The sequence below is a fragment of the Streptomyces sp. JW3 genome (assembly GCF_052216785.1).
In the GTDB taxonomy this organism is placed as follows: domain Bacteria; phylum Actinomycetota; class Actinomycetes; order Streptomycetales; family Streptomycetaceae; genus Streptomyces.
The window spans coordinates 55,176-73,512 of sequence record NZ_JBQOUX010000022.1; the positions used below are offsets into that span (position 1 = coordinate 55,176).

At 73.3% G+C, this 18,337-nt stretch carries 13 protein-coding genes; 7 read left to right on the top strand and 6 right to left on the bottom strand.

The features are described from left to right. The 4 genes from trpB to lgt all read left to right on the top strand — a co-directional run bounded on the left by trpB (position 1) and on the right by lgt (position 3,989). Entirely contained in the window at positions 1 to 1,284 is a 1,284-nt protein-coding gene (gene trpB, locus ACTT8P_RS12355) for a tryptophan synthase subunit beta (protein ID WP_442831640.1), read from the top strand. Beyond that, a complete protein-coding gene (trpA, locus tag ACTT8P_RS12360) occupies positions 1,281 to 2,096 on the top strand; it encodes a tryptophan synthase subunit alpha (protein ID WP_442831641.1) in 816 nt (271 codons plus the stop codon). The genes trpB and trpA overlap by 4 nt, the downstream gene beginning before the upstream one ends. Positions 2,097 to 2,159: 63 nt before the next feature. Beyond that, entirely contained in the window at positions 2,160 to 2,933 is a 774-nt protein-coding gene (locus tag ACTT8P_RS12365; protein ID WP_442831642.1) for a DsbA family protein, read from the top strand. Positions 2,934 to 3,017: 84 nt separating this feature from the next. Continuing rightward, the gene (lgt, locus tag ACTT8P_RS12370; protein ID WP_442831643.1) at positions 3,018 to 3,989 is read left to right on the top strand and encodes a prolipoprotein diacylglyceryl transferase; all 972 of its coding nucleotides are present in this window, start codon (positions 3,018 to 3,020) and stop codon (positions 3,987 to 3,989) included. Positions 3,990 to 4,047: 58 nt separating this feature from the next. On the opposite strand, the gene ACTT8P_RS12375 is transcribed toward lgt, so the two are convergent. From ACTT8P_RS12375 to ACTT8P_RS12400, 6 genes are read right to left on the bottom strand one after another with little or no spacing between them, the layout of a single operon-like run. Beyond that, entirely contained in the window at positions 4,048 to 4,863 is an 816-nt protein-coding gene (locus ACTT8P_RS12375; RefSeq protein WP_442831644.1) for an HpcH/HpaI aldolase/citrate lyase family protein, read from the bottom strand. After that, a complete protein-coding gene (locus tag ACTT8P_RS12380; protein ID WP_442831645.1) occupies positions 4,860 to 6,056 on the bottom strand; it encodes a CaiB/BaiF CoA transferase family protein in 1,197 nt (398 codons plus the stop codon). Before ACTT8P_RS12380 ends, ACTT8P_RS12375 begins: the two co-directional genes overlap by 4 nt. Beyond that, positions 6,053 to 7,411, bottom strand: a complete 1,359-nt coding sequence (locus ACTT8P_RS12385; protein WP_442831646.1) for an ADP-ribosylglycohydrolase family protein — start codon at positions 7,409 to 7,411, stop codon at positions 6,053 to 6,055. Before ACTT8P_RS12385 ends, ACTT8P_RS12380 begins: the two co-directional genes overlap by 4 nt. After that, positions 7,399 to 8,562 (bottom strand): ADP-ribosylglycohydrolase family protein, encoded by a 1,164-nt coding sequence (locus ACTT8P_RS12390; protein WP_442831647.1) that lies wholly within the window; start codon positions 8,560 to 8,562, stop codon positions 7,399 to 7,401. Before ACTT8P_RS12390 ends, ACTT8P_RS12385 begins: the two co-directional genes overlap by 13 nt. After that, positions 8,559 to 9,803, bottom strand: a complete 1,245-nt coding sequence (locus tag ACTT8P_RS12395) for an ADP-ribosylglycohydrolase family protein (protein ID WP_442831648.1) — start codon at positions 9,801 to 9,803, stop codon at positions 8,559 to 8,561. Before ACTT8P_RS12395 ends, ACTT8P_RS12390 begins: the two co-directional genes overlap by 4 nt. Continuing rightward, positions 9,800 to 10,837, bottom strand: coding sequence for an ADP-ribosylglycohydrolase family protein (locus ACTT8P_RS12400; RefSeq protein ID WP_442831649.1), 1,038 nt, complete (start codon positions 10,835 to 10,837; stop codon positions 9,800 to 9,802). Before ACTT8P_RS12400 ends, ACTT8P_RS12395 begins: the two co-directional genes overlap by 4 nt. A 258-nt stretch (positions 10,838 to 11,095) precedes the next feature. On the opposite strand from ACTT8P_RS12400, the gene ACTT8P_RS12405 reads away from it, so the two are divergent. From ACTT8P_RS12405 to ACTT8P_RS12415, 3 genes are all read left to right on the top strand, one after another. Next, a complete protein-coding gene (locus tag ACTT8P_RS12405) occupies positions 11,096 to 11,827 on the top strand; it encodes a VIT1/CCC1 transporter family protein (RefSeq protein WP_442831650.1) in 732 nt (243 codons plus the stop codon). Positions 11,828 to 12,221: 394 nt separating this feature from the next. Then, positions 12,222 to 16,835 carry a glutamate synthase large subunit gene (gene gltB / locus ACTT8P_RS12410; protein WP_442831651.1) on the top strand — a complete coding sequence of 1,538 codons (4,614 nt, stop codon included), beginning with the start codon at positions 12,222 to 12,224 and terminating at the stop codon, positions 16,833 to 16,835. Beyond that, positions 16,828 to 18,291: a glutamate synthase subunit beta gene (locus tag ACTT8P_RS12415; protein WP_442831652.1), complete on the top strand. Its 1,464-nt coding sequence runs from the start codon at positions 16,828 to 16,830 to the stop codon at positions 18,289 to 18,291. The genes gltB and ACTT8P_RS12415 overlap by 8 nt, the downstream gene beginning before the upstream one ends. Positions 18,292 to 18,337: the final 46 nt, after the last annotated feature.

Consider the following 18,337-nt stretch of genomic DNA (forward strand, 5'->3'; position numbering starts at 1 on the left):
ATGCCCAGCACCTTCTTCATCCCCGACCCCGAGGGTCAGGTCCCCAGCGCCGAAGGCTACTTCGGCGCGTTCGGCGGCAAGTTCATCCCGGAGGCCCTCGTCGCCGCCGTCGACGAGGTCGCCGTCGAGTACGACAAGGCCAAGCACGACCCCGAGTTCGCCCGCGAACTCGACGACCTCCTCGTCCACTACACCGGCCGCCCCAGCTCCCTCACCGAGGTCCCCCGGTTCGCCGCGCAGGCCGGCGGCGCTCGCGTCTTCCTCAAGCGCGAGGACCTCAACCACACCGGCTCGCACAAGATCAACAACGTGCTGGGCCAGGCCCTGCTCACCAAGCGGATGGGCAAGACCCGGGTCATCGCGGAGACCGGCGCCGGCCAGCACGGCGTCGCGACCGCCACCGCCTGCGCGCTCTTCGGCCTCGACTGCACCATCTACATGGGCGAGATCGACACGCAACGCCAGGCGCTCAACGTGGCCCGGATGCGGATGCTCGGCGCCGAGGTCATCGCCGTGAAGTCCGGCAGCCGCACCCTGAAGGACGCCATCAACGAGGCGTTCCGCGACTGGGTCGCCAACGTCGACCGCACCCACTACCTGTTCGGCACGGTCGCCGGCCCGCACCCCTTCCCGGCGATGGTCCGCGACTTCCACCGCGTGATCGGCGTCGAGGCCCGCCGCCAGCTCCTGGAGCAGGCCGGCCGGCTCCCCGACGCCGCGATCGCCTGCGTCGGCGGCGGCTCCAACGCCATCGGCCTGTTCCACGCCTTCATCCCCGACACCGGCGTCCGCCTGATCGGCTGCGAGCCCGCCGGACACGGCATCGAGACCGGCGAGCACGCGGCCACCCTGTCGGCCGGCGAGCCCGGCATCCTGCACGGCTCCCGCTCCTACGTCCTCCAGGACGACGAGGGCCAGATCACCGAGCCGTACTCGATCTCGGCCGGCCTCGACTACCCCGGCATCGGCCCCGAGCACAGCTACCTCAAGGACTCCGGCCGCGCCGAGTACCGCGCGGTCACCGACGACGCCGCCATGCGGGCGCTGCGCCTGCTGTCGCGCACCGAGGGCATCATCCCGGCCATCGAGTCCGCGCACGCCCTGGCCGGCGCCCTGGAGGTCGGCCGGGAGCTGGGCCCGGACGGGCTGATCGTCGTCAACCTGTCCGGCCGCGGCGACAAGGACATGGACACCGCCGCCCGCTACTTCGGGCTCTACGACACCGACGCCGAAGTCGCCGAAGACGCCTCCGGCACCGCCGAGATCGAGGGGGACGCCCAGTGAGCGGCAACCTGCACCTGCTGGACGACACCCTCGCCGCCGCGAAGGCCGAGGGCCGGGCCGCCCTCATCGCCTACCTCCCGGCCGGGTTCCCGACCGTGGACGGCGGCATCGAGGCGGTCAAGGCCGTCATCGACGGCGGCGCCGACGTGGTCGAGGTCGGCCTGCCGCACAGCGACCCGGTCCTGGACGGCCCGGTCATCCAGACCGCCGACGACATCGCCCTGCGCGGCGGCGTCCGGATCGCCGACGTACTGCGCACGGTCCGCGAGGCGTACCGGGCCACCGGCAAACCGATCCTGGTCATGACGTACTGGAACCCGGTCGACCGCTACGGCGTCGAGCGGTTCACCGCCGAGCTGGCCGAGGCGGGCGGCGCCGGGTGCATCCTGCCCGACCTGCCGGTCCAGGAGTCGGCGCTGTGGCAGGAGCACGCCCGCAAGCACGGGCTGGCCACCGTCTTCGTGGTCGCGCCCAGCAGCAGGGACGAGCGGCTCGCCGCGATCACCGAGGCCGGCACCGGCTTCGTCTACGCCTCCTCCCTGATGGGCGTCACCGGCACCCGCGAGACGGTCGGCTCGCAGGCCGCGGACCTGGTCCGGCGCACCCGCGCCAGCACCGGCACCCCGGTCTGCGTCGGGCTCGGCGTCTCCAACGCCGCGCAGGCCGCCGAGGTGGCCCGGTTCGCCGACGGCGTGATCGTCGGCTCCGCGTTCGTCAAGCGGATGCTGGACGCCCCCGACCACGCGGCCGGCCTCGAGGGCGTGCGCGCCCTCGCCCGGGACCTCGCCCAGGGCGTGCGCGCCCACGCGTAACTCGAACGGGTGGACCTGGGGCCGGGGAGGCGCGGTGCGCCTCCCCGGTTCGTTCTGCGGGATGTGAGTGAGAAGAACCGTGAGGGAAAGCGCACCGCCCGCGAGCGGCTGGCGGTCGAGCGCGAGAAGCAGAAGGGCGCCGAGAAGCGCCGGCGCGTGCTGGTCGTGGCCGCGGCCGTCGTCGGGGTCCTCGGCGTCGCCGCCGCGATCGGCGTCGTAGCGGCCGAGGCCGGCAAGGACGACGGCGACGAGGCGTCCGGCCCGGTCGTGGTGCCCTCGGGCGCCCAGGGCAAGGACAGCCTCGCGATCCCCGTCGGCAAGGAGAGCGCCAAGTCCACGCTCACCGTCTGGGAGGACTTCCGCTGCCCCGCCTGCAACAGTTTCGAACAGGCGTACCGCTCGGTGATCCATGAGCTGACCGATGCCGGACAGCTCAAGGTCGACTACCACCTGGCGACCATCATCGACGGCAACATGGGCGGCACCGGCTCCCGCACCGCCGCCAACGCCGCCGCCTGCGCCCAGGACGCCGGGAAGTTCCCCGCGTACCACGACGTGCTCTACGACAACCAGCCCCGGGAGACCGACGACGCCTTCGCCAAGACCGACAAGCTGATCGAGCTGGCCGGCAAGGTCGACGGCCTCGACACGCCGGCCTTCCGCACGTGCGTCACGGACGGCACGCACAACGGCTGGGTCGACAAGTCGGCCGCCGCCTTCCGGGACGGCGGCTTCACCGGCACGCCCACCGTGCTGTTCGGCGACAAGAACATCTACGCGGACCAGTCGATGACCCCGGCGAAGCTGAAGCAGATGGTGCAGGACGAGAACAAGTAGGGGCATCTCGCCGGTGCCTGTTATGGACCCGTAGCCGGGCCGCCCGGCGCGGGCCCGGTCCGGCACGGTAGCGTCGGCCCTGTCATGGAACTTGCCTTCATTCCCAGCCCGTCGCGCGGGGTGCTGCACCTCGGCCCGATTCCGCTGCGCGGCTACGCGTTCTGCATCATCATCGGCGTCTTCGTCGCCGTCTGGCTCGGCAACAAGCGCTGGGTGGCCCGCGGCGGACAGTCCGGCACGGTGGCCGACATCGCGGTCTGGGCCGTCCCCTTCGGCCTGGTCGGCGGCCGGCTCTACCACGTGATCACCGACTACGAGCTGTACTTCAGCGAGGGCCGGGACTGGGTGGACGCCTTCAAGATCTGGGAGGGCGGCCTCGGCATCTGGGGCGCGATCGCGCTGGGCGCGCTGGGCGCCTGGATCGGCTGCCGCCGCCGCGGCATCCCGCTGCCCGCCTGGGCCGACGCCGTCGCCCCCGGCATCGTGCTGGCCCAGGCCATCGGCCGCTGGGGCAACTGGTTCAACCAGGAGCTGTACGGGCGCGAGACCGACCTGCCCTGGGCGCTGCACATCACGTCCACGGCGGACGGCCGCATCCCGGGCTACTACCACCCGACGTTCCTGTACGAGTCGCTGTGGTGCGTCGGCGTGGCGCTGCTCGTCATCTGGGCCGACCGCCGCTTCAAGCTCGGGCACGGCCGGGCCTTCGCGCTGTACGTCGCCGCGTACTGCGCGGGCCGGTTCTGGATCGAGTACATGCGGGTCGACGACGCCCACCACATCCTGGGCCTGCGCCTGAACAACTGGACCGCGCTGTTCGTGTTCCTGCTGGCGGTCGCGTACATCGTGGTGTCGGCGAAGAAGCGGCCGGGCCGGGAGGCCGTGGTCGAGCCGGGCGCGGCGGGCGACGGCGCCGGGGACGGCACGGACGGCGCCGACGACCCGAAGAGCGCCGACGACGCTCCGGGCGAGGGTGAGAAGGACGACGACACCCGGCAGGACGTGACGGACGGGGCCGACGTGACCGACGGGGCCGGTTCGGCGAAGAAGAGCTGACCGCCGCACCTCGACGAGGGCGCCCGGGGCCGTACCGCCCCGGGCGCCCTCGTGTGCGCTACGGCCGCCGGGACAGCGACAGCGTCCGCCGCGCCGCCGCGACCACCGCCGCGTCGACGAACCGCCCGTCCGGCAGCGCCAGGGCGCCCTGCTCCACCGCCGCCGCCTTCAGCACCGCCTCGGCCGCGTCCAGCTCCGCCGCGCCGGGCAGATACGCCCGCTCGATGACCGGCAGCTGACGGGGGTGGATGGCGGCCCGCCCCAGGAACCCCAGGGACCGCCCGTGGGCGCAGGACGCGGCGAGTGAGGCCAGGTCCCGGGTGTCGGGGTGGACGGACTGGCAGGGCGGCGCCAGCCCCGCCGCCCGGGCGGCGACGACCACCCGGGAGCGGCAGAAGTCGAGGCCGGTGCCGCCGCTCACCCCCAGGTCGGCGCGGAGGTCGGCCTCGCCGAGAGCGATGCCGCGCACGGCCGGGTGGGCGGCGGCGATCAGGTACGCCCGCTCCACCCCGAGGGCCGACTCCAGCAGCGGGTACAGCGGCACCCCGGCCGCCGCCCCCGCCACCCGGACCACCTGGTCCGGCGCGGTCACCTTGGGCAGCCGCAGTCCGGACAGACCGGGCAGCGCGGCCACCGCGGCCAGGTCGGCCGCCGCCCACCCGCTGTCCAGGGCGTTGACCCGGACGTGCACCGGCACCGGCTGCGGGGCGCCGAGCAGCTCGGCGGTGGCGGCGCGGGCGTACTCCTTGCGGTCCGGGGCGACCGCGTCCTCCAGGTCCACGATCACCACGTCGGCGCCGCAGGTCAGCGCCTTCGCCACCACGTCCGGCCGGTCGCCGGGGGCGTACAGCCAGGTCAGCGGGTGCGGGGTCATACGGCGCCCGCCTCGCGCAGCAGTTTCAGGTCGCCCGGGGTCAGGCCCAGCTCGCTGAGCACCTCGTCGGTGTCCGCGCCGTGCGGCCGGCCCGCCCAGCGGATCGCGCCCGGCGTGGCGGACAGCCGGAACAGGACGTTCTGCATCCGCAGCGGCCCCAGCTCCGGGTCGTCGACCGTCGTCACGCTGTCCAGCGCCTGGTACTGGGGATCGGCCATGACATCCCGTACGTCCTGGACCGGGGCGATGGCGGCCTCGGCCGCCTCGAAGGCGGCGAGCACCTCGGCGCGGGGGCGGCCGGCGATCCAGTCGCCGACCGCCGTGTCCAGCAGGTCGGCGTGGTGGGCCCGGCCGGCGCCGGTCGCGAACCAGGGCTCGTCGATCAGCTCGGGGCGGCCCACCAGGCGCAGCACCCGCTCGGCCACCGACTGGGCGGAGGTGGACACGGCGACCCAGGTGCCGTCGGCGGTGCGGTAGGTGTTGCGCGGGGCGTTGTTCGCGGACCGGTTGCCGGTGCGCGGTTGGACGTGGCCGAGCTGGTCGTACCAGAGCGGCTGCGGGCCGAGCACGGTCAGGATCGGTTCGATGATCGCCATGTCGACGACCTGGCCCTCGCCGGTCCGGTCCCGGGCCGCCAGCGCGGTCAGCACCGCGTACGCCGTGGCCAGCGCGGCGATCGAGTCGGCCAGGCCGAACGGCGGCAGGGTCGGCGGCGCGTCCGGCTCGCCGGTCATCGCGGCGAAGCCGCTCATCGCCTCGGCGAGGGTACCGAAGCCGGGGCGATGGGAGTAAGGACCGAACTGGCCGAAGCCGGTGACGCGGGTGAGGACCAGCCGGGGGTTGACCTCGCGCAGTTCGTCCCAGCCCAGGCCCCATCGCTCCAGGGTGCCGGGGCGGAAGTTCTCGATCACGACGTCCGCGCCGGCGGCGAGGCGCAGCAGGGTGTCGCGGCCGCCGGGCTTGGACAGGTCCAGGGTGATGGTGCGCTTGTTGCGGCCGAGCAGCTTCCACCACAGGCCGATGCCGTCCTTCGACGGGCCGTGGCCGCGGGACGGGTCGGGCCGGTCCGGGTGCTCGACCTTGATCACCTCGGCGCCGAAGTCGCCGAGCATGGTCGCGGCGAGCGGGCCGGCGAAGAGGGTGGCGAGGTCCAGGACGCGCAGGCCGGTGAGGGGCGCGGGGGCGGCGGTCATGGGCGGGTGGCCTCCCGGTGGGTGAGGTGGGCGAGGGCGTCGAAGCCGGTGCCGTCGAAGTCGGCGACGGAGCTGGCGAGGCGGTTCTTGAGCGGGGCGGTGAGGTGCTGCGGGAGGGCGCCGGGGTCGCCGGTGAGCAGCGCGGCGACGCTGCCCGCGGTGGCCCCGTTGGAGTCGGTGTCCCAGCCGCCGGAGACGGCCCGGCCGACCGACCCGGCGAAGTCGCCGTCGGCGTGGGTGAGGGCGGCGGCGATCAGGGCGGTGTTGGGGACGGCGTGCACCCAGTGATGGCCGGCGTGCCGGGCGTGCAGCTGGTCCACCACCGTGTCGAAGTCGGCGTGGGCGGCGGCCAGTTCGACGGCCTCGCGGACCGCCGTCGCCAGCCGGGAAGCGGGCGGTACGACCGTCAGCCCGGTGGCGAGACAGGCGTGCACGTCGTGGCGGCCGGTGCCGGCGGCGGCGATGACGGCCGCCGCGAACATGGCCGCGTAGACGCCGTTGGCGGTGTGCGTGAGGACCGCGTCGCGGTGCGCCTGTTCGGCGGCGGCGGCCGGGTCGCCGGGGTTGGTCCAGCCGTGCAGGTCGGCGCGGATCAGGGCGCCGATCCACTCCCGGAACGGGTTGCGGTACCGGGCGGTGTCCGGGGGTTCCAGGCCGGCCAGCAGGTTGCGGTAGGCGACGCGTTCGGCGGTGAAGACGCGGCCCGCCGGCAGCTCGTCCAGCCAGATCCGGGCCACGTCGTCGGTGCTGAAGGCGCGGCCGTGCCGCTGGAGCAGCAGCAGGTTCAGGAGCGGGTAGTTGAGGTCGTCGTCCTCGGGCATGCCGTCGATGTTCTCGGCCAGGGAGGTGGCGGCCGAGCGGCGGTTCCAGGGGTGCGCGGCGAGCAGGTCGGCGGGGACGCCGCGGGCGGTGAAGTACGCGGTCGGCGGCCAGTTGCCGGTGGCGCGGGCGAGGCGGCGGATGGCGTCCAGGGGGAGTTTCTCCACCGGTTTGCCGAGCAGGCAGCCGACCGCCCGGCCGAGCCAGGCGGCCGCCAGCCGGGCGGGGTCCGCGGCGGCTCTCCCGACGGGGGCGGGCCAGTGCGGGCAGCGGGCCCTGATCCCGGCCAGGTCGGTCGGCTCGTGCTCGGCCGACGGACAGGGCAGCTCGGCCAGTTCGTCCAGCAGCTCCGCCGCGAGCAACCGCAGGCAGCGGGTGGCCGGCTCGGGGGAGGCGCCCGCGCGAGCCGGGGCGTCGCAGCCGCCGGCCGCCCGCCAGCGCCCGGCGACGGCCGCCGCGTCCCGGCCGTCCTGGGCGGCCTGGCGCAGTTCGTGACCGATCAGGTCCTCGGGCTGCGCCCAGGTCAGACGGAGCACCGGGCTGCTCCGATCCCGGCGAACGCCCGCTCGTGCGCCCGGCGCCGCCGCACGTCCCGGGCGAAGACCTCCCGCGCCACCTCGGTCAGCGTGACGGCCGGCGCCCACAGGTCGAGCCGGCTCGCCTCCGCGACCGTCTTCGCCCACTCCTGTGGTACCGGGGAGCCCAGCGCGCCGGTGATCGCGCCGGCCATGGTGGCGATGGAGTCGCAGTCCCGGCCGTAGTTGACCGCGCCGAGCACCGCGTGCCGGAAGTCGCCGCCGGCCACCAGCACCATGCCCAGGGCGACGGGGAGTTCCTCGATGGCGTGCAGCCGGGACGGGCGGCGGGCGCCGAGGGACGGGGCGCGGTAGTCCGGGCCGACCGTGTCGTACGGGGTGATCGCCGCGCGCAGTGGGGCGAGGGCCGACTCGAAGTCCCGGTACCGGGCGGCCACTTCGCAGACCTTCTCGATCGCCTCCCGGGTGCCGTCCTTGGCCAGTGACAGACAGGCGTCCACCACCGAATGCGGGGTGGCGCCGGGCGCGCAGGCCGCCGCGACCGCCGCCGCCAGCACACCGGCCGCCTCCCGGCCGTACGACGACTGGTGCGCGCCCGCCAGGTCCAGCGCCTCGGCGTAGGCGCCCGCCGGGTGGGCCGCGTTGACCAGGCCGACCGGGGCCGCGTACATCGCCGCGCCGCAGTTGACGACGTTGCCGACCCCGGCCTCGCGCGGGTCGACGTGGCCGTAGTGCAGCCGGGCCACGAGCCACTTCTCGGCCAGGAAGATCCGCTGGAGGGGGAGTGCCTCGGCCGCCAGCTCCGGAATCCAGCGCGGGGTGGTCATCAGGTCCGGGACCAGGTGCTCGGCGACCGCGTAGGCGTCGAGGTGGTCGCGGACGGTGGCGTACACCCTGATCAGCGCGTGCGTCATCAGGGTGTCGTCGGTGACGTGCCCGTCGCCCTTGTGGTATGGCGCGAGCGGGCGGGCGGTGCGCCAGGCGTCGCCGTGCCAGGGGCCGACGATCCCGTGCACCCGGCCGCCGTGCCGTTCGACGATCTGCTCGGGGGAGTAGCCCTCGACGGGGCCGCCGAGCGCGTCGCCGACGGCCGCGCCGACCAGGGCGCCGGTGATCCGTTCGGCCAGCGTGTCTTCCGCGGTGGGGGTCATGCGGGGTGCGGTCCTTCCGGTCGGGCCGGTCGCGCCGCTTCCAGGCGGCCGGCGAGTTCCACCAGGTCCGTGCCGGTGAGGCGGGGCAGGACGCAGCCGGGCAGGGTGCGGCAGGTGTCCCGCCAGGTGGCGGGGATCGCCGTACCGCCGCCGAGGGCGCCGGTCAGGGCGCCGGCCAGGGCCGGGGCGGAGTCCGCGACCCGGGACAGACAGGCCGCCGCCGGCACCGCCTCGGCGATCCGGCCGCGCGCGGCGGTGGCCAGGGCGAGCGCGACCGGGACCGTCTCGGCGGCGGCGATGCCGTAGCTGTAGACGTGGTCGACGATCTGGTGCTCCAGGAGCGGGACCAGGGCGAAGGTGCTCTCGGCGGCCGCCGCCAGGGCCAGGGCCTGCCGGGTGTTGCGGCCGATCTCGGTGGCCGCGGGCAGCTCGGCGAGCGCGGCCGTCACGCACGCCCGCACGTCCGCGCCGGCGAGGGCGCACGCGAGGGCCGCCGCCATCGCCCGCGCGCCGTGCACGCCGTCGCCGTCCTGGGTGTAGCGGGCGTCGAACTCGGCGAGCGCGGCGGCGAGCCGGGGCTCACCGGGGTGGGCGGTGGCCAGGGCGCAGGCCCGGACGCAGGCGGCGTCGTCGAAGTAGTGCGGGTTGTCGTGGCCGGTGGCGGGCGGGCGCAGCCCGGCGGCGAGGTTGCCGAGGCCGGCCCGCACCGAGATCCGGGCCCGCAGCGGCAGCACCGCCGACTCGACCTCGGGCGCGCGGTCCGCCGCGGCGGCGACCTCGGCGGCGATCGCGCTCCAGGTCAGATCGATGGCGGTACGGATACGGCGGTCCCGGCTCAGGTCGCCGAGGGTGCTCGCGTCGCCGGCCCGCAGCACCGCCTCGGCCGCGAACGCCGCCCACTCGGCGTCGTCGGAGGGGCCGAGGCGCAGCGGCTCGGGGGGCTGGTTGAGGGCGATGGGGACGGGCAGGGTGGTGGTGGCGTTCTGCTCGGCGAAGGTGTCCAGTTCCCGGGTGAGGCGCCGGGTCCACTCCGGCATCCGGGCGGCCCGGTGCCGGGCGGCGGGCCAGCCGGCGGCGTCCCCGGCGGCGAGTCCGAGCAGCAGTCCCTCCACCCGGCGGGGGGCGGTCTCCGTACGGTGCTGTCCGCTGCCGGCGGTCGACGGGGGCGCCGTGACGTCGGGCGGGGCGGCGGCGTAGGCCGTGGTGCCGGGGGGCTCGGGCGGGGTGCGGCGGCGGGTCATGAGGGGACCCGGGAGGAGCGGGCGGCCGGCGAGTCCGGCGTCTTCGGCGCCTGCTGTGTCTGCTGTGTCCGCTGCGCCTGCTGCGCCGCCGCCGTCAGCAGGTCCGCCACCGCCAGGACATGGTGGCCGGCCATCGCCGGGAGACAGCTGCCGCGGGCCGGGCCGATCGCGGCCGCCCACTCGGCCGGGATCGCGTCGATGCCGCGCGCCGCGCCGGCCAGCGCGCCCGCGACCGCCGCCGTGGTGTCGGCGTCGCGCCCCATGTTGACGGCCGTCAGCACCGCCTGGGCGAAGTCCCCGTCGGCCGCCGCGTACGCGCCGAAGGCGAGGGCGACCGCCTCCGGGGCCAGGTCGGTCCAGGGGTAACCGCCGACGACCACCGCGCGGCGGACGGCGCGTTCGCCGCGGTGGGCCGCCGTCACCGCCCGGCGCAGCGAGCGCGCCGTCCAGGAGTCGTCGGGCACGACCGCCAGCGCCGCGGCCACCACCGCGCCGGCCGGCGCCCCCGCCATCGCCGCCGCCACCCCGGCGGCCACCGCCTGGCCGCCGTAGATGCCCTCGCCGTCATGGCTGACCGAGCCGTCGACCGCCACCAGCCGGGCCGCCTCCGCGGGACGGCCGGCCGCGAACACCCCGTAGGGCGCGGCCCGCATGGCCAGCCCGTCGCTCCAGGCGTGCCGGTGCTGGGCCGAGATGGGGGCGGCCAGCCCCCGGCGCAGGTTCTCCAGGGTGCCGCGTTCGCTGAATCCGGCGCCCCGGAACGGGCCCTCGTCGCGGTCGGCGATCCACTCGTGCCAGGCCGCCTCCACGTGCGCGGGCGTGAGCGCGGAGCCGTGCCGGGCGAGCAGCAGCCCGGAGAAGATCGCGTACTCCGTGTCGTCGGTGCCGGCCGGGTGTTCGGCGACGTACCCGGTGATGCGGCCCCAGCGGGCCCGGATCTGGGAGGGCTTCAGGTTCTCGGCCGGCGCCCCCAGGGCGTCGCCGACGGCCAGGCCGAGCAGTGCGCCCCGCGCCCGTTCCCGGAGTGCTGCCACCCGACGGCTCCTTCCCTCACAGCCCCTTCGGGACTTTGCGGAACTGTCCCCGGTGCGCGCCGCCCCGCAGCCTCCTGAGCCGCACCATCACCCGGTCGACATATGTGCGGACTAGGGCACGGATGAGCGTTCAAGGGTAAAACCGCAGGTTAGCCCAGCCTTTCCTTGCTGGCGGCCGGGGAATGACCGGCGTAGATTGGTGGTTGTCAAGAAGTGGACGAAGTCTAAAGAAGCCTGAAGAAGCTAGAGGGGGGCCTCGTGGCCATCATCGAAACCGAAGCGACCCTGCATGAGGCGCACCGCGACAACCACACCCACCGGGACGTCAATGGCGGCTGGCTCAGGCCCGCCGTCTTCGGTGCGATGGACGGACTCGTCTCCAACCTCGCGCTGATGACCGGCGTGGCCGGCGGCACCGCCAGCCAGCACACCGTCGTGATCAGCGGTCTCGCGGGTCTGGCCGCCGGTGCCTTCTCCATGGCGGCCGGCGAGTACACCTCCGTCGCCTCCCAGCGCGAGCTGGTCGAGGCCGAGCTGGACGTCGAGCGGCGTGAACTGCGCAAGCACCCGGCGGACGAGGAGGCCGAGCTGGCCGCTCTCTACGAGGGGCGCGGCGTCGACGCGGCGCTGGCCCGCGAGGTGGCCCGGCAGCTGTCCCGCGACCCCGAGCAGGCGCTGGAGATACACGCCCGCGAGGAGCTGGGCATCGACCCCTCCGACCTGCCGTCCCCGCTGGTCGCGGCGGTGTCGTCGTTCGGTTCGTTCGCGCTGGGGGCACTCCTCCCCGTCCTGCCCTACCTGCTCGGCGCCACCGTGCTGTGGCCGGCCGTGCTGCTGGCGCTGGCGGGGCTGTTCCTGAGCGGTGCCGTGGTGGCCAAGGTGACCGCGCGCAGCTGGTGGTACAGCGGACTGCGGCAGCTGCTGCTCGGCGGCGCGGCGGCGGGTGTGACGTACGTCCTGGGCGGTTTGTTCGGAACGGCCGTAGGATAGCCCGGCTCCCGGACTTATGCGTTGGGCCGCATAAGTAGTCATTACTCGTTGCTCAATGGTTTCGAGCGCATGACCACCGGGCATGAGCCGTAAGCGCTGTGGGCAAAGGTGCCCGCGGCACATCCGCGGAACGGGTGACGACGCCTGTTCCGCCCCTTGGTCCGACGGACATCGATCTGTCCCGGCCGGACCCCCACAGCTTTCGCCAACGGGTGTCGGTACCCCCGCCACGTACCCCCTGGCGTCCGCATGTTGGAACGGAATATCCGGTTTCCGAGAACCGTTCCATCATGTAACCTGCACGAAATTTTGCGCTCATCTTGAGCAACGCAGAGGGCCAACGTCGTCCCTCGGCACATTTCGCACTTTGCCACTGACGACGACGGGAGAGCCGATGCGTACGCCGCGCCAGCCGTCCCAGCACTCCGCGAATGGCCAGAACTGGTCCTTCATGGATGCTCGCCCTGCTGCGCAGGGTATGTACGACCCCCGCAACGAGCACGACGCCTGCGGCGTCGGCTTCGTCGCCACTCTCACCGGCGAGGCGTCCCATACGCTGGTCGACCAGGCCCTCACCGTGCTGCGCAACCTGGAGCACCGGGGCGCCACCGGCTCCGAGCCCGACTCGGGTGACGGCGCCGGCATCCTCTCCCAGGTGCCGGACGCCTTCTTCCGCGAGGTGGCCGGATTCAGCCTCCCCGAGGCCGGTCACTACGCCGTCGGCATCGCCTTCCTGCCGGAGCACGGCACCGACGAAGCCGTCTCGCGGATCGAGACGATCGCCGCCGAGGAGGGCCTGACCGTCCTCGGCTGGCGCGAGGTGCCGGTCGCCCCGCAGCTGCTCGGCGCCACCGCCCGCTCGACCATGCCGGTCTTCCGGCAGATCTTCGTCAGCGACGGCGCCTCGCAGGGCATCGCCCTCGACCGCCGCGCCTTCGCGCTGCGCAAGCGCGCCGAGCGCGAGATCGGCGTCTACTTCCCGTCGCTGTCCGCCCGGACCATCGTCTACAAGGGCATGCTGACCACCGGCCAGCTGGAGCCGTTCTTCCCGGACCTGTCCGACCGCCGGTTCGCCTCCGCGATCGCGCTCGTGCACTCCCGGTTCTCCACCAACACCTTCCCGTCCTGGCCGCTGGCCCACCCGTACCGGTTCGTCGCGCACAACGGCGAGATCAACACGGTCAAGGGCAACCGCAACTGGATGGTGGCCCGCGAGTCGCAGCTCGCCTCGGACGTCTTCGGGTCCTCCGCGGACCTGGAGCGGCTCTTCCCGATCTGTACGCCCGACGCCTCCGACTCCGCCTCCTTCGACGAGGTCCTGGAGCTGCTGCACCTGGGCGGCCGGTCGCTGCCGCACTCCGTGCTGATGATGATCCCCGAGGCGTGGGAGAACCACGACTCGATGGACCCGGCCCGGCGCGCCTTCTACCAGTACCACTCCACGATGATGGAGCCCTGGGACGGCCCGGCCTGCGTCACCTTCACCGACGGCACCCAGGTCGGCGCGGTCCTGGACCGCAACGGCCTGCGCCCCGGTCGCTACTGGGTCACCGACGACGGCCTGGTCGTGCTCGGCTCCGAGGTCGGCGTCCTCGACATCGACCCCGCGAAGGTGGTCCGCAAGGGCCGCCTCCAGCCCGGCCGGATGTTCCTGGTGGACACCGCCGAGCACCGCATCATCGAGGACGACGAGATCAAGGCCCAGCTCGCCGCCGAGAACCCCTACGCCGACTGGCTGGAAGCCGGTGAGATCGAGCTGGGCGACCTGCCCGAGCGCGAGCACATCGTGCACACCCACGCCTCGGTCACCCGCCGCCAGCAGACCTTCGGCTACACCGAGGAGGAGCTGCGGGTCCTCCTCGCGCCGATGGCCAAGGCCGGCGCCGAGCCGATCGGCTCGATGGGCACCGACTCGCCGATCGCCGCGCTCTCCGACCGCCCCCGGCTGCTCTTCGACTACTTCACCCAGCTCTTCGCGCAGGTCACCAACCCGCCGCTGGACGCCATCCGCGAGGAACTGGTCACCTCCCTGCGCTCCGCGCTCGGCCCGCAGGGCAACCTGCTCGAGCCGACCGCCGCGGCCTGCCGCTCCGTCGTGCTGCCCTTCCCGGTGATCGACAACGACGAGCTGGCCAAGCTCATCCACATCAACGCCGACGGCGACATGCCGGGCATGAAGGCCGCCACCCTCTCCGGCCTGTTCCGGGTCTCCGGCGGCGGCGACGCGCTGGCCGCCCGGATCGAGGAGATCTGCGCCGAGGCCGACGCCGCCATCGACAACGGCGCCCGCCTGATCGTGCTCTCCGACCGGCACTCCGACGCCGAGCACGCGCCGATCCCGTCGCTGCTGCTCACCGCCGCCGTCCACCACCACCTCATCCGCACCAAGCAGCGCACCCAGGTGGGCCTGCTGATCGAGGCCGGCGACGTCCGCGAGGTGCACCACGTCGCCCTGCTGATCGGCTTCGGCGCCGCCGCGGTCAACCCGTACCTGGCCATGGAGTCCGTCGAGGACCTGGTCCGCGCGGGCACCTTCCTGCCGGGCATGGAGCCCGAGCAGGCCATCCGGAACCTGATCTACGCCCTCGGCAAGGGCGTCCTGAAGGTCATGTCCAAGATGGGCATCTCCACCGTCGCCTCCTACCGCGGCGCCCAGGTCTTCGAGGCCGTCGGCCTGGACCAGGCGTTCGTGACCAAGTACTTCAACGGCACCGCCACCAAGATCGGCGGCGTCGGCATCGACGTCATCGCGGCGGAGGTCGCCGCCCGGCACGCCAAGGCGTACCCCGCCTCCGGCATCGCGCCGGCCCACCGCGCCCTCGACATCGGCGGCGAGTACCAGTGGCGCCGCGAGGGCGAGCCGCACCTGTTCGACCCGGAGACGGTCTTCCGCCTCCAGCACTCGACGCGCTCCGGCAAGTACGACATCTTCAAGAAGTACACGGACCGGGTGAACGAGCAGTCCGAGCGGCTGATGACGCTCCGCGGTCTGTTCGCCCTGAAGACAAGTAAGAACGGCAAGTCCGACCGCCCCTCGATCCCCGTCGACGAGGTCGAGCCGGTCAGCGAGATCGTCAAGCGGTTCTCCACCGGCGCCATGTCGTACGGCTCCATCTCCAAGGAGGCGCACGAGACCCTCGCCATCGCCATGAACCAGCTGGGCGGCAAGTCCAACACCGGTGAGGGCGGCGAGGACGCGGACCGGCTGTACGACCCGGCCCGCCGGTCCAGCATCAAGCAGGTCGCCTCCGGCCGCTTCGGTGTGACCAGCGAGTACCTGGTCAACGCCGACGACATCCAGATCAAGATGGCCCAGGGCGCCAAGCCCGGCGAGGGCGGCCAGCTGCCCGGCCACAAGGTCTACCCGTGGGTCGCCAAGACCCGGCACTCGACGCCGGGCGTGGGCCTGATCTCCCCGCCGCCGCACCACGACATCTACTCCATCGAGGATCTCGCCCAGCTGATCCACGACCTGAAGAACGCCAACCCCCAGGCGCGCATTCACGTCAAGCTGGTCTCCGAGGTCGGCGTCGGCACGGTCGCCGCGGGTGTCTCCAAGGCGCACGCGGACGTGGTGCTCATCTCCGGCCACGACGGCGGCACGGGCGCCTCGCCCCTGACCTCCCTGAAGCACGCGGGCGGCCCCTGGGAGCTGGGCCTGGCCGAGACCCAGCAGACGCTGCTGCTCAACGGCCTGCGCGACCGGATCGTCGTGCAGACCGACGGCCAGCTCAAGACCGGCCGGGACGTGGTCATCGCAGCCCTGCTCGGCGCCGAGGAGTTCGGCTTCGCCACCGCGCCGCTGGTCGTCTCCGGCTGCGTCATGATGCGCGTCTGCCACCTGGACACCTGCCCGGTCGGCATCGCCACCCAGAACCCGGTGCTGCGCGAGCGGTTCTCCGGCAAGGCCGAGTACATCGTCAACTTCTTCAAGTTCATCGCCGAAGAGGTCCGCGAGATCCTCGCCGAGCTGGGCTTCCGCTCCATCGAGGAGGCCGTCGGGCACGCCGAGACCCTCGACGTCACCCGCGCCATAAGCCACTGGAAGGCCCAGGGCCTGGACCTGGCCCCGCTGTTCCACGTGCCCGAGCTGCCCGCCGGCGCGGTCCGGCACCGGGTCACCGAGCAGGACCACGGCCTGGCGAAGGCGCTCGACAACGAGCTGATCAAGCTCGCCGCCGACGCGCTGTCCGCCACCGGCGCCGCCGACGCGGCCCCGGTCCGCGCCCAGGTCGCCATCCGCAACATCAACCGCACGGTCGGCACCATGCTCGGCCACGAGGTGACCCGGAAGTTCGGCGGCGCCGGCCTGCCCGACGACACCATCGACATCACCTTCACCGGCTCGGCCGGCCAGTCCTTCGGCGCCTTCGTGCCGCGCGGCGTCACGCTGCGCCTGGAGGGCGACGCCAACGACTACGTCGGCAAGGGCCTGTCCGGCGGCCGGATCATCGTCCGCCCGGACCGCGGCGCCGACCACCTCGCCGAGTACAGCGTCATCGCCGGCAACACCATCGGCTACGGCGCCACCGGCGGCGAGATGTTCCTGCGCGGCAAGACCGGCGAACGCTTCTGCGTGCGCAACTCCGGCGCGCTGGTCGTCTCCGAGGGCGTCGGCGACCACGGCTGCGAGTACATGACCGGCGGCCAGGCGGTCGTCCTCGGCGAGACCGGACGCAACTTCGCGGCCGGCATGTCCGGCGGCACCGCCTACGTCATCGACCTGGACCGGGACAACGTCAACGCCGGCAACGTCGGCGCGATCGAGGCCCTGGACGACACCGACCGGGCCTGGCTGCACGACGTGGTGCGCCGGCACGCCGAGGAGACCGGCTCCACGGTCGCGGGCAAGCTGCTCGCCGACTGGTCCGCGTCCGCCGAACGCTTCAGCAAGATCATCCCCAGCACGTACAAGGCAGTGCTCGCCGCCAAGGACGCCGCCGAGCGAGACGGTCTCTCCGAATCCGAGATCACCGAGAAGATGATGGAGGCGGCGATCAATGGCTGACCCCAAGGGCTTCCTGAACCACGGCCGCGAGGTCGCCAAGTCCCGCCCGGTCGACGAGCGCGTCAAGGACTTCAAAGAGGTCTACGTGCCCGGCTCCCTGCTGCCGATCATCAGCAAGCAGGCCAGCCGCTGCATGGACTGCGGCATCCCGTTCTGCCACAACGGCTGCCCGCTCGGGAACCTGATCCCCGAGTGGAACGACTACGCCTACCGCGAGGACTGGTCCGCCGCCTCCGAGCGGCTGCACGCCACCAACAACTTCCCGGAGTTCACCGGCCGGCTGTGCCCGGCTCCGTGCGAGTCGGCGTGTGTGCTCGGCATCAACCAGCCGCCGGTCACCATCAAGAACGTCGAGGTCTCCATCATCGACAAGGCGTGGGACACCGGTGACGTGCGGCCGCAGATCCCCGAGCGGCTGTCCGGCAAGACGGTCGCGGTGATCGGCTCGGGCCCGGCCGGACTGGCCGCCGCCCAGCAGCTCACCCGGGCCGGCCACACCGTCGCCGTCTTCGAACGCGCCGACCGGGTCGGCGGCCTGCTGCGGTACGGCATTCCCGAGTTCAAGATGGAGAAGCGGCACATCAACCGCCGTATCGAGCAGATGCGCGCGGAGGGCACCCGGTTCCGCACCGGCGTCGAGGTCGGCCAGGACATCAAGGCCGGCGACCTGAAGAAGCGCTACGACGCCGTCGTGCTGGCCGTGGGCGCCACCACCGCCCGCGACCTGCCGGTCCCCGGCCGCGAACTGGGGGGCGTCTACCAGGCGATGGAGTACCTGCCGCTGTCGAACAAGGTCCAGGAGGGCGACTACGTCACCTCCCCGATCTCGGCCGAGGGCAAGCACGTCGTCGTCATCGGCGGCGGCGACACCGGCGCCGACTGCGTGGGCACCGCGCACCGCCAGGGCGCCGCCTCCGTCACCCAGCTGGAGATCATGCCCCGGCCCGGTGACGAGCGGGACGCGGTACGCCAGCCGTGGCCGACCTTCCCGATGCTGTACAAGGTCACCTCGGCGCACGAGGAGGGCGGTGAGCGGGTCTACTCCGTCAACACCACCCACTTCGAGGGCGACGAGGACGGCAACGTCCAGTGGCTGCACCTGGTCGAGGTCGAGTTCATCGACGGCAGGCTCACCCCGAAGCCGGGCACCGAGCGCAAGATCCCGGCCCAGCTGGTCACCCTCGCCATGGGCTTCACCGGCACCGACCGGGCCAACGGCATGGTCGAGCAGTTCGGCCTGGAGCTGGACCCGCGCGGCAACATCGCCCGCGACGCCGACTTCCAGACCAACGTCCCCGGCGTGTTCGTCGCCGGTGACGCCGGCCGCGGCCAGTCGCTCATCGTGTGGGCGATCGCCGAGGGCCGCTCGGCCGCCAAGGGTGTCGACCGCTTCCTGACCGGCGCCAGCGAACTGCCGGCCCCGATCCGCCCGACCGACCGCGCGCTGATGGTCTGACACCGCGCGCCGGTCCCGCCAGAACTGTCCCGTACAAAGGCGTACG